The sequence below is a fragment of the Sphingomonas sp. genome (assembly GCF_019749955.1).
GTDB lineage: Bacteria > Pseudomonadota > Alphaproteobacteria > Sphingomonadales > Sphingomonadaceae > Sphingomonas.
The window spans coordinates 59,797-70,531 of the sequence record NZ_JAIEPC010000025.1; the positions used below are offsets into that span (position 1 = coordinate 59,797).

Genomic DNA, 10,735 nt, shown 5'->3' on the forward strand with positions numbered 1-10,735 from the left:
TAATCGAATGCGACGGCTTATTGAAGCCTTGGCGGCGCCAACCGCGCGACCAGCCCCGCCATTTCATACACCGTTGCCTGCTGGTCGAGCGACAACGCGCGCGCGCTGATCGACAGCGCCCGGGCGGCGTCATAGGCATCGAGCGCGATCCGCAAAGGTTCGCCCGAGCGATCGGCAGCGCGATCGGCGATGAAGCCCGGCACGCGATCGAGAAACGCTTCGTAACGCGGCTGCGCGGCCTTCAGCGACAGCGCCTTCGCCAGCTTGCCGCGCGCGCCATTGCCGGGGTCGCCATCAGCCGCGATCGACGCCATCGCCGCATCGAGCTTCGCCATGTCGAGCCCGGCATAGCCGAGCGCCCGCCCCGGCGACCCCTCGCCCGCCGCGATCAGGGCGGTGAGCTCCTCGCCGCTTGCCTCGGGCAAGGCCAGCGCCAGCACCACCCGCATCGCGTCATCGTCGAGCGCGTCGAACCGCAATTGACGGCAGCGCGACCGGATCGTGGGCAGCAATCGCCCCGGCGCATGGCTCACCAGAATGAAGATCGTCCCTGCAGGCGGCTCCTCAAGATTCTTGAGCAGCGCGTTCGATGCCCCCGGCCGCTCAAGATCATCGATCGCGTCGATCAGCACCACGCGTGCCGCCGACATGCTCGGCTTGGTCGCGAACATCGGTTGGAGCGCACGCACCTGCGCGATGGTGATGCTGCGCGCGGTGTCGCCCTCGGGTTTGTCGGCATCCTTGGGCAGGCGCGTGAGCAAGCGGTAATCGGGGTGCGACCCTGCCGCGATCATCCGCCGCGTCGGATCATCGTCGGGCACGTCGAACCCAGGCGGCAGCGCATCGGGCCGCGCGGCTTCGGCGAGCAGCCGCAGCGCCGCGATTCGCGCAAAACTGCCCTTCCCTACCCCCTGCGGCCCGGTGAACAGCCAGGCATGATGCAGCGCGCCCGAATCCATTGCGGCGCGAAACGCGCGGATCGCGTCGTGCTGACCGATGGGGAGCGTCGCTACGGGCTCGCTCACATCCCGAACAGCGACCAGAAGCCCGCCCAGGCGCGCCCGAAAAAGCCTGCCGGCGCGACATCGGCATCGGCCACCAGCGGCAGTGTCTGCTCCGGCAGGCCCGGCGACGTTACCACCAGATCGGCGATATGCTGCCCCGCCTTGATCGGTGCCTTGATCGGTCCGTTATAGACGACCTTGATGTTGAGCGGCGGCGTCGGCCCGCCGGGCAGCGCGACCGCCAAATCGCTCGGCGCAATCAGGCCGACCTTGTTGGTCGCGCCCAACTGAACCTCGGCGATCTCGATCTTGCGCCCTTTGGCGGCAAGCTTCTTCGACTTCCACGCGCGAAAGCCCCATTCCATGAAGCGTACCGATTCGTCGGCGCGCTGGTTGAAGCCGGTCAGCCCCGCGACCACCATCACCAGCCGTCGCCCGCCCTGCTCGGCCGATCCGGTAAAGCCGTAACCGGCTTCCTCGGTATGACCGGTCTTCAGCCCATCGGCGCCCGCCACGCGGCCCAGCAACGGGTCGCGATTGGCTTGCGTGATCGCGCTACCATTCCCCAATTGCTTGCCCCAGGTGAAGTCAGGGCGCGAATAAAAGCGTTTGTAAAAGGCCGGATAGTCCCGGATCGTCGCACTCGCCAGATGCGCCAGATCGCGTGCCGTGGTGTAAGTCACGCCGCCATCGGGCCAGCCATTGGTGGTGCCGAAATGGCTGTTCTTCAGCCCCAGCCGCTGCGCGGTCGCGTTCATCTGCGCGACAAAGGCTTCCTCGGTGCCCGAGGCGCCTTCGGCGAGCACGACGCAGGCGTCATTCCCCGACAGCGTGATGATGCCATAGAGCAGATCGGCGACGCTCACCTGCTCGTTGACCGCCAGGAACATTGTCGAGCCCTGATTATTCCACTTCTTCCACGTCTCGGGCCGCACGGTGATCTTCTGGTCGAGCTTCAGATCGCCATGTTTGATCATTTCGAACGCGACATAGACCGTCATGATCTTGGCCATCGATGCCGGCGGCATCCGCCGGTCAGCGTCGCGCGCGAACAGCACCGCACCGGTCGACAGGTCTTCCATATAGGCCACCGGGGCCGGGGTATCGAAGGGCGGTGCAGCCGCCTGCGTCGGCATCGCGACAGCGGCAAGGGTCAGCGCGAGAACGAACTTCTTCATGGGGCAATCATTTCCATCATTTTGGCATTTCCATCATTTTGGACGTCATTCCTGAATCAGGCGCGCATCGCCATAGCCGCGCCGCGCCGCCGCGTCGCGTGCTGCTTCGGCGGCGGCGCGCGCGGTGAACGGGCCGAGCCGGACGCGGAACAGCGGCCCGGCGGGCTGTACCGACCCGCCCAGCGCACCGGCGAGTGCTTGCGCCCTCGCGGCGCTCGAAAAGCTTGCGACCTGCACGAACAATGATCCTGCCGCCGGGGTCGGCGCGCGGACCGGTGCGGCGGGCGCGACAGGGCTTGGCACGGGCTGCCGAGCCGGCACCGCCGCGGGCGAAGCCGGCAACCGGCGGCGCAGCGCGATCAGCAACTGCGGCGTTGCATCAAGCCGCACCGATCCCGGTCGACCGGCACGCAGCGCCGCCTGATCAGCGATCGGTGGATCGGCCTGCCGCACCCGCACCGCGCTCACCGGGCGCGCATCCACCCCGAGCAACTGCGCCGCGCCACGCGACAGATCGATGATGCGGCCAGCGACGCGCGGCCCGCGATCAGTGATCAGCACCAATATCGTGCGCCCGCTGTCGAGCGCGGTGACTTCGGCAAAGCTGCCCAGCGGCAGGCTGGGGTGCGCTGCGGTGATCGCCGATGGATCAAAGCGCTGCCCCGATGCGGTGGTCCCGCGCACTTCCTCGCCATACCAGCTCGCATAGCCCACCGCGTCATAGCGCGCCGCACCGAACGCTTGGCTGGTGCCGCGCGGCCCCTCGCCCGTCGGCGGGCCGTCAGCGGGGACCTGCTGGGCCAGTGCCATCATCACCAGCGCGCTCGCGATCATGACGCCACCGCATCGGCCAGCAGGCCGACCGAGAGCGCATAGAAATTGGAGCAATTATAATCGAGGATCACCCGGTAATTGCCCGTCAGCAAATAGCCGGTCTTGCCCGGCCCATCGGGTTCGAGCAGCGTCGCCTGCACCCGGTCGTCGGGCCAGGCCTTGCCCTGCGGCACCAGCCCCAGCGCACGCCATTCGGCAATCGTGCGCCAGCGGCTGTGGCGCTCAAAGACGCGGGCGCAACGCGGTGAGATCGCCCGGTTCGACACATCGCTGCGAACGAACGTCGTCGGCACGGTAACCGCCAAGCCCCAGGTCTGGCCCGGCCGCCATCCCGCATTGGCGAAATAATTGCCGATCGACGCCAGCGTATCGGCATCGCTGCCCCAGATATCGGCGCGGCCATCGCCGTCGCCGTCGCGCGCGAGCCGCAGATAAACCGACGGCAGGAACTGCGGATTGCCCGTGGCGCCCGCCCAGCTCCCCTTCAGCCGCTCGCGCGGCACCCCGCGCTCGACCATTTCGACGGTCGCCAGAAATTCACCGCTGAACAGCGCACGTCGCCGCCCTTCATAGGCAAGGCTCGCCAATGCGCGCGGCAAGTCGAAGCTGCCGGTGACGCTGCCGTAATTGGTCTCATGCCCCCAGATCGCGACCATGATCGATTCGGGCACGCCCGTATCGCGCTCGATCTTCGCGAGCCGCGCCCGCTGCGCCAGATAGACAGTGCGCCCGCGCGCGATCCGCTGTGCGTCGACATGGCTGCGGCGATAGGGTTCGAACATCGGGATTGGTGCGTTGGGATCGGCACCCGGCTGCGCGCGGTCGAGCTCGATCACGCGCGGGTTGAGCGTCAGCCCGGTGAAAACCGCGTCAATCGCCGCCGGGCTCCGTCCCTGCGCTTCGGCCTGACGCCGCAGATCGCTGAGGAAATTCTGGAAGCCGGTTTCGTCAGGTGACGCCACCTGCGCCGCGCTCGGGATCGACCCGCTGAGCGCGATGCATAGCATCGCCGCCCCCCACGCCCTACGCCAACCGAACCGACCCATCGCCTTCATGCGCCAGCATTGCCACAAGCGCGCGCCCGGCTGAACCCCTTGCGCGACCCTCTTGCGCAAAAGATCGGTTGCACCGTAAGCGATGCGCGACGGAGAGATGGCCGAGTGGTTTAAGGCAGCGGTCTTGAAAACCGCCGTGGGTGCAAGCTCACCGTGGGTTCGAATCCCACTCTCTCCGCCATTTTTTCGGTATAGTGTAGCAGCTTAACCAGTCGGCATGGTTGAAGCTGAGGGCTGGCGAAGCCAGACCCAGCGCGAACCATGTCGTAAAGCGTCAATCGGGACGCATGTGGTTGCGGATGACGTTCGGTCAGTCGGTGTCCGACGGACTTACTTTCTTCGCGAACGTCTGAGCACCGCCCTGGCCAACGCCATGCCCCTGCTGAAGTTCGGCCAATGTCGGCAGCAGGATCCTGCTCGTGCCGATCGCCGTCATCGCCTGCAAGAAGAACATGAAAGTGAAGCGCCCGCGGCCCACCTTGTTCTTTATGCTAACCTCCGTCTCCTCGACGCCGATACCGGCCATCGCCTCCGCCAACTTGGCGTAGGATAGCCCTTTCGTCATCAACTGCCCTCGCAGCAGATTTTTCGCGACGGATTCCCAGTCCGCGTCTGTGATCCCCGATTCGTCAGCCATTCGTCGCGTTTCCGGTGCCTAAGGTAGCGGATATGCGTCTTTTCGCTTGCCTTAGCTGCGCTGAAGTAGCATATATGCGACGTTCAGTAGCGGAAACACGTCTCCAATGGCAAGCGCCGGCCGGCAACGGCCACAACATCACACACAGGCGAAGCGGAACCGTACGTTCACGCTCGACGACCTGTATGCGATGAAGGAGGAGGATTACGAACGCCTTTTCCGCCGTATGCGCTGGCCGGAAACCAATGGTGAACCGGTCTGTCCCAACAAGGAATGCAAGGGCCTCGACCATTGGTGGCTCGAGAACCAGCAGCGCTGGAAGTGCAAGGGCTGCCACAAGCAGTTCAGCATCACGAGCGGATCGGGCTTTCACCATACCAAGCTGCCGTTGACGACCCTGCTCAAGGCGTTGCGCACCTTCATCCTCGGCTCGAAGGGTAACGCGACCAGCACCCTGATGAAGGACGTCGGGATCAGTTATAAGACGGCCTTCCTGCTCCAGCAGAAATTCCGTGACAGCCTGAAGCATTGCATCGACGAGATCACGCTGGAAGGCGAGGTCGAGATCGATGGTGCCTGGTTCGGCGGCTATATCAAGCCAGATAACCGCAAGATCAACCGCGTGGACCGTCGGCGGAAAGAGAACCTGAACGGCAAACGCCTGGTCGTCGTCGGCGCCCGGGAACGCGGCCGCGACGGCCGTGCGATCGCTCGCGTGTTCGAACAGGAATGGCAGTCTATTCCCTGGTTGCGTGAACATGTTGATCGTGGCGCTACCGTCTATTCGGATGAGGGTCAGTGGGACAACCTGCTCGCCTCGCACAAACTGCTGCAGGTCAACCATTCCGAGGAATATCAGAGAGACGGCTTTATCAACACGAACCAGATGGAGAGCCTGTTTTCCCGTCTGCGCCGGTTCGAGGTCGGCACCCACCACCACATTTCGGGCAAGTATCTCGCATATTATGCCTGCGACGGCGTCTGGCGCGAGAACAATCGAGAGCTCGACGATCGGGCCAAGCTGGAGCGCGCGTTGGGATGCATCATGCAAGCCCCGCCGTCGCGCACGTTCGGCGGCTATTATCAGTTCGGCGCCGCCAACCTGTGGCGTGGCACCGACGACAATCCTTTCGCGGGCTGGGTCCAGTGATGGCGAAAACAACAGTTACAAGCGGTCGAGGCAGAATAATTCTGACAATCGATCAAGCGATGAGAATTCTTGTTGTCGATTCGTTCCCGACCATCCTAGAATCGGAACGTGCGGCATCGGAGCCGAAAGAGGGATGATGTCGATGATCCAGTTTTTTATGAGCGCGCAAGCGCTGCGATCGGCCAGTCGCCGTGCTTGATCTCGCGAGCCATATGGTCGGCGAGCACGCCTACAACGGCAAGACCCTCGCCGAAAGGGTTGCCGGCCGCTTCTACACGCCCGCTCAGCTAGCTGACGACATCGCGGGGCAGATGATCTCGGCGCTCAAGACGACCGCGCTAACCCGGGTCGTCGTAACCGATCCCTTCTGTGGCGACGGTCGTCTCGTCATGGCCCTGCTGTCGGTGGCCGCGCGGAGCCCTAAGCTCGCGAAGCTGCCGTGGGTCATCGAGCTGCGTGACCGTGAAGCGGCTGCTGCGAAGACCGCTGGCGATCATGTGCGTGCTGCCGCACGTCGTCTGGGTATGGATGTCGAGACGGTCGTGATCGTGGGCGACACGTTCGCAAGCGACCTTTCGCCGCGCTTCGATCTTGTCATCACGAATCCCCCGTGGGAATTGCTGAAGCCCGATAGCCGGGAGATCAAGCACCTCACAGTCAAGGGTGCAGAACGATACAAGGAGGATCTGCGCGCTGCATCCCGGGTTCTCGACAATCGCTTTCCCGATGCACGTGCAGATGCAGCCTGGGGCGGTTGGGGCACCAATCTCGCCCGATGTGGCTGGGACCTGTGCATGTCCATCGCGCGGAAGGGGGGCATTGTCGGCGTGATCCTTCCGGCCACCATCATGGGCGACCAGTCCTCGACTGCGATGCGTCGCAAGGCCTTCAGTTCGGGAACGCTCGTTGACGCTGCGGCCTACCCGGCTGAGGCCCGTCTATTCGATCGAGTGGATCAATCCGTCGTCGCGCTGACCATGCGCGTCGGCGGTCGCGTATCGGGGAGTGGGCGTATCCGATCCTTCGATGCCAATCGCCTTCTCGCTGATGAACAGACGATCGTCCTCAATACGTCGGCGATGGAGGCTCGGGGCTGGACAATCCCGACAGGGCGTCCCTCCGGAGCCGATGAACTCGCCGATCGGTTCGTTGGGATGTCGACGCTTCAGTCGCTCGAGGGGGAAGGTTCAACGGACCTTTGGCTTGGCCGTGAACTCGACGAAACCCGCATTTCCGAAAAGGTAGTTGCTGGTTCCAGTCATCCATTTATCAAGGGCCGCATGATCGGCCGGCACAACATCGTCAACGAGCCGACGATGTCCGTTCGGTCGGTATTGTGCGGCGGCTTCCATTCTGCCGCCAGGCCGCGGGCGGTCTGGCGCGACGTCGCTCGCGCTACCTCGAAACGACGCATGATCGGCACGGTCATTCCAGCAGGATGGGTGGCGGGCAATTCGCTGCATGTCGCGTGCTATCGGGATGGTGATCCTGATCGCACCTTGGCGCTTCATGCGTTGCTGTCGTCGTTCGTCGTCGAAGCCCAGGTCCGAGCGCGGCTCACGACCGCGCACATGTCGCTGGGAGTAGTGCGACAGGCTCGTATACCCAGCATCAACGCTCGTCTAATCGATAGCCTATCGTCGCTGGCGCGCGGGGCCATGAATGGCGGTGGAGTCATTGCCGAACATCGGCTCGAGATCGCCGTCGCCAAGGCATATGGCATGGATCGCGACGATATGGCGCGTCTGCTAGACGACTTCCCCAAACTCGAAGAATGGGAGCGCGAGGCCTTGACCAGCGTCGCGGCCTGGACCGAGTAAGGCATATGATCTCCAACCATCAAAGCGCCACGTTGAGTGAGCTCGACCTTCAATTCGCCCGCTCCGTGCCGCCTGGCGGCAACTGGCAGGACATTCCCGTCAGCGTGCCTTCTGCTCGCCTAGCGCAGATCAGAGAGAGCTGTGCGGCGGGCAAGGGATCGAGATCGACCTATTACGGTCGCCTGCGTCCTGATGCCCCGAGCTACACGATCGGAACCTACTACACCCGACCCGGCAACGGGTGCTTCATGCATCCGGATGCCTCTCAGGACAGGACCATATCGCACCGCGAAGCGGCACGGTTGCAATCCTTCCCCGATAACTTCGTCTTCAGCGGATCGCAGCGCGCGGTCTGCCAGCAGATCGGCAACGCCGTCCCGCCGCTGCTCGCAATGCAGGTTGCCGAGGCTCTTGGGGCAGCGGGTGACATGGTGGACGTGTTCGCCGGTTGCGGTGGCCTGTCCCTCGGCTTCAAGTGGCAGGGGTGGAAGACGCTCGCAGCTACGGATTTTGACAAGTTCGCGGTGCAGGCGTTCAACCAGAACGTGGCCCCGCTCGCGATCGTCGGGGACATGAATGACGACCAGGTGATCGAGCATCTGGTGGCGGCGACAGAAGGCCGGGACCACACCAGGCCTTTTGCTCTCGTTGGTGGTCCTCCCTGTCAGGGGTTCTCGACTGGGGGCAACAAGCGGTCAGAAGACGATGCCCGTAATCATCTTCATGCACGCTATTCCATCCTCCTGCATCGCATGAAGCCAGACGTCTTCGTATTCGAGAACGTCCTCGGGCTGCTTAGCATGTCCGGCGGCGCATTCCTTCAGCGCATCCTCGCTGGATTCGACGAGGCTGGATACGACGCCCAGGTTTGGAAAATGAACGCCGCCGAGTTCGGCGTTCCCCAAAGGCGCGTTCGGGTGGTGATCGTCGGTGTTCGACGGGGAGGCATGGCGCCGCCCCGGAAGCCCGTCGAATGGTGTTCGCTATCGGCTGGAGGGCTTCTCGATGCTGAGCCGGTCGTTACCGTCGATGAGGCCATTGGGGATCTGCCTCGTCTGACCGCGGGCCAGGACGGATCTGATCTCGAATATGCAAGAAGACCTACATCGTCATACCAGACGCTGATGCGTGGGGAGATAACACCAGCCAGCTATCTCGCCGAAGCACGCGGTTCCAGCACGAAGCTGGCGGCATGATCCCGATCAGTTCCACAGCGGTCTACGACAAGGCGCTCGAGATTCTGGAAGCTGCAGGCGGCAATGGATTCCGCGGCCGAGCCGCGCAGATATTTCTCGCCTGCAAACACTATGGCAATCAGATACCGATCGTTGGCTCGGCGATCGGTATCGACTCTAGGCAGCTGCAGCAGCTGCTCGATGACCTATTCAGCAAGCCTAATCGGGGCACGCCTGATAAGATCGCGATCATCTTCGATGATGACCACAAAATTCCCACCGGTACCACCGGCGGCATTCTGACCGTCGCCTCGAATATCTGGCGCAACAATCTCAATCTGCAGAAGGGCTTCGTCTGCTACGCTTCGGTGCAGGAGATGCAGACACCGGGTTTCGTCGCCGCTTCACGAAAGGTGTGTCCGCATCTGCGCCCGGTCGGCACCCAGACACTCGCGAAATCGTGGTGCAACATCAAGGGGAAGCCGCCAGTATATCGTGGTGAGGACAATCCCAAGATGTTCCGGAAGGATCCGGTTACCAGTGAATACACGGTCCACGATCCCCAGGACGTGACCTTCTATTCCGGGATTATCAGGCCGGCGAACGGCGTGAAGCTGCCGATAGCTGCCCTAATCGTCGCGATCTACCATGACGGCATTCTGGCGGCTGGGCGAAGTCATGTGGACGTCCCCGATTTCCTCGCTGATTTCGGTTTCACTCCGGCGGAAGCTGCGGCCTATTTCGACGACGACCCCGGTTCGGCTGCACATCAGGCTCTGGCGCTAGTCGCGGCAGGGGTGACTTGGACGCGTCTATCAACCGGTCCTGCGGTAGCAGTTCCGGTAGTGACGTTGCCTGGCGTCCCTCCGGCGCCAATTCCGAAGACGGTGACCGGCAAGAAGGCGAAGGCCTTACCGCACCATAGCTCGATCGGGGTGACCACATCACCGCCGCCACCAGCGATAAGTGGATGGTGGAATGCGCAACAGGCTGTGAGGACGACCCTCGAGGCAGCAGGGTGGTTGGTCGTTGATGTGAGCGACAAGAGAATAGGATATGACTTTAAGATAATCAAGTCCGGTCAGGTCAAGATGGTCGAAGTCAAAAGTTCGGTAGGCATATGCACCGCTACGCTGACCGATTTGGAATACCAGCAGGCATTGGCGGTGAGAAAAGACTTCGTGCTGGCGATTGTGGAGCACTACGACCCCACGCTCCCTGCGACTGTTCAGTGGGTCGAGGACCCCGCTCGCCTACAGATGACCCAACGCCTGGTCGTCCAGTACACGCTTCCTCGCTCCGTATGGCGGAACCATACCACGCCGATGCCGTAAGAGTTCATGCGTCACACCGCGATAAACCAGCTCCGTCCGTAGTCATCGGTATGCTTGACGATGCCGTCCTTCTCCTTGGCCCGCAGCGTCGCGTCAATGGCATTAACGGTGCTGCGAATCTGGGCCTTAGTGGGTGCTTCGTCACCGTTGCGCTTCAACACTGCCAGGGCGATGCTGCGAGTGGGCATCGGGGCCGTCGCTTCCCGCAGGATGTCGAGCGTCAGCCTCGTCGTCTGACCTGGGCGCACCGATGACTTGTGGACATGCTGCTTGATCGGCTTGGCGCTACCAACCACCCATTCGGGGTTGATCTCCTGCATCACCACGTCCGCGCATTGCAGGACGTACCGAAGCCGCCCTTCTCGGTCACGTAATCCATCGAGGCGCTGAAACAGCGACTCGATGCGCGCGATCTCTTCCGCATGCTCACGAGCTTCCGCGGCCCAGTGCCCCATCTTGGTTTCGAGAGATGCCCGTAGATTGCTCGCGCCCATGATACCCTGCCGTTGTGTGCAGGCGACCATAGCAGCTCGATCATACCAGGCGGT

10 protein-coding genes and 1 tRNA gene are annotated in these 10,735 nt (G+C 63.0%); 5 read left to right on the forward strand and 6 right to left on the reverse strand.

All coding sequences use genetic code 11. The features are described from left to right. Positions 1-17 precede the first annotated feature (17 nt). Genes K2W81_RS08010 through K2W81_RS08025 form a run of 4 tightly spaced genes read right to left on the reverse strand, consistent with a single transcriptional unit; the run spans position 18 to position 4,023 of the window. Complete coding sequence (locus K2W81_RS08010; protein WP_294103119.1) at positions 18-1,025, reverse strand: AAA family ATPase; 1,008 nt, start codon at positions 1,023-1,025, stop codon at positions 18-20. Beyond that, positions 1,022-2,182 carry a D-alanyl-D-alanine carboxypeptidase family protein gene (locus tag K2W81_RS08015; protein WP_294103123.1) on the reverse strand — a complete coding sequence of 387 codons (1,161 nt, stop codon included), beginning with the start codon at positions 2,180-2,182 and terminating at the stop codon, positions 1,022-1,024. The genes K2W81_RS08010 and K2W81_RS08015 overlap by 4 nt, the downstream gene beginning before the upstream one ends. Positions 2,183-2,227: 45 nt before the next feature. After that, positions 2,228-3,016, reverse strand: a complete 789-nt coding sequence (locus tag K2W81_RS08020) for a septal ring lytic transglycosylase RlpA family protein (RefSeq protein ID WP_294103128.1) — start codon at positions 3,014-3,016, stop codon at positions 2,228-2,230. Next, entirely contained in the window at positions 3,013-4,023 is a 1,011-nt protein-coding gene (locus K2W81_RS08025) for a lytic transglycosylase domain-containing protein (RefSeq protein ID WP_294103153.1), read from the reverse strand. The genes K2W81_RS08020 and K2W81_RS08025 overlap by 4 nt, the downstream gene beginning before the upstream one ends. Before the next feature lie 139 nt (positions 4,024-4,162). Between K2W81_RS08025 and K2W81_RS08030 the strand changes: the two genes are divergently transcribed. Beyond that, positions 4,163-4,252: transfer RNA gene (locus K2W81_RS08030), tRNA-Ser, on the forward strand. Between the two features lie 129 nt (positions 4,253-4,381). Here the strand turns inward: K2W81_RS08030 and K2W81_RS08035 are convergent. Further along, entirely contained in the window at positions 4,382-4,708 is a 327-nt protein-coding gene (locus K2W81_RS08035) for a DUF6471 domain-containing protein (protein WP_294103133.1), read from the reverse strand. 106 nt (positions 4,709-4,814) lie between these two features. Between K2W81_RS08035 and K2W81_RS08040 the strand changes: the two genes are divergently transcribed. The 4 genes from K2W81_RS08040 to K2W81_RS08055 all read left to right on the forward strand — a co-directional run bounded on the left by K2W81_RS08040 (position 4,815) and on the right by K2W81_RS08055 (position 10,187). Next, positions 4,815-5,858, forward strand: a complete 1,044-nt coding sequence (locus K2W81_RS08040; RefSeq protein WP_294103136.1) for an IS1595 family transposase — start codon at positions 4,815-4,817, stop codon at positions 5,856-5,858. Between the two features lie 191 nt (positions 5,859-6,049). After that, the gene (locus K2W81_RS08045) at positions 6,050-7,678 is read left to right on the forward strand and encodes an N-6 DNA methylase (protein WP_294103138.1); all 1,629 of its coding nucleotides are present in this window, start codon (positions 6,050-6,052) and stop codon (positions 7,676-7,678) included. 5 nt (positions 7,679-7,683) lie between these two features. Beyond that, positions 7,684-8,874 carry a DNA (cytosine-5-)-methyltransferase gene (gene dcm, locus K2W81_RS08050; protein ID WP_294103141.1) on the forward strand — a complete coding sequence of 397 codons (1,191 nt, stop codon included), beginning with the start codon at positions 7,684-7,686 and terminating at the stop codon, positions 8,872-8,874. Beyond that, complete coding sequence (locus K2W81_RS08055) at positions 8,871-10,187, forward strand: DUF3883 domain-containing protein (protein WP_294103144.1); 1,317 nt, start codon at positions 8,871-8,873, stop codon at positions 10,185-10,187. Before dcm ends, K2W81_RS08055 begins: the two co-directional genes overlap by 4 nt. An 11-nt stretch (positions 10,188-10,198) precedes the next feature. Here K2W81_RS08055 and K2W81_RS08060 read toward each other — a convergent pair. Next, on the reverse strand, positions 10,199-10,735 hold a 537-nt coding region (locus K2W81_RS08060), incomplete at its 5' end, for a hypothetical protein (protein WP_294103147.1).

What these genes read in the sequence shown, in the direction of transcription:
- dcm (WP_294103141.1), top strand. Translation starts at nt 7,684, where the DNA reads ATGATCTCCAACCATCAAAGCGCCACGTTGAGTGAGCTCGACCTTCAA.
- K2W81_RS08020 (WP_294103128.1), bottom strand. Translation starts at nt 3,016, where the DNA reads ATGATCGCGAGCGCGCTGGTGATGATGGCACTGGCCCAGCAGGTCCCC.
- K2W81_RS08040 (WP_294103136.1), top strand. Translation starts at nt 4,815, where the DNA reads ATGGCAAGCGCCGGCCGGCAACGGCCACAACATCACACACAGGCGAAG.
- K2W81_RS08015 (WP_294103123.1), bottom strand. Translation starts at nt 2,182, where the DNA reads ATGAAGAAGTTCGTTCTCGCGCTGACCCTTGCCGCTGTCGCGATGCCG.
- K2W81_RS08025 (WP_294103153.1), bottom strand. Translation starts at nt 4,023, where the DNA reads ATGCTATGCATCGCGCTCAGCGGGTCGATCCCGAGCGCGGCGCAGGTG.
- K2W81_RS08055 (WP_294103144.1), top strand. Translation starts at nt 8,871, where the DNA reads ATGATCCCGATCAGTTCCACAGCGGTCTACGACAAGGCGCTCGAGATT.
- K2W81_RS08035 (WP_294103133.1), bottom strand. Translation starts at nt 4,708, where the DNA reads ATGGCTGACGAATCGGGGATCACAGACGCGGACTGGGAATCCGTCGCG.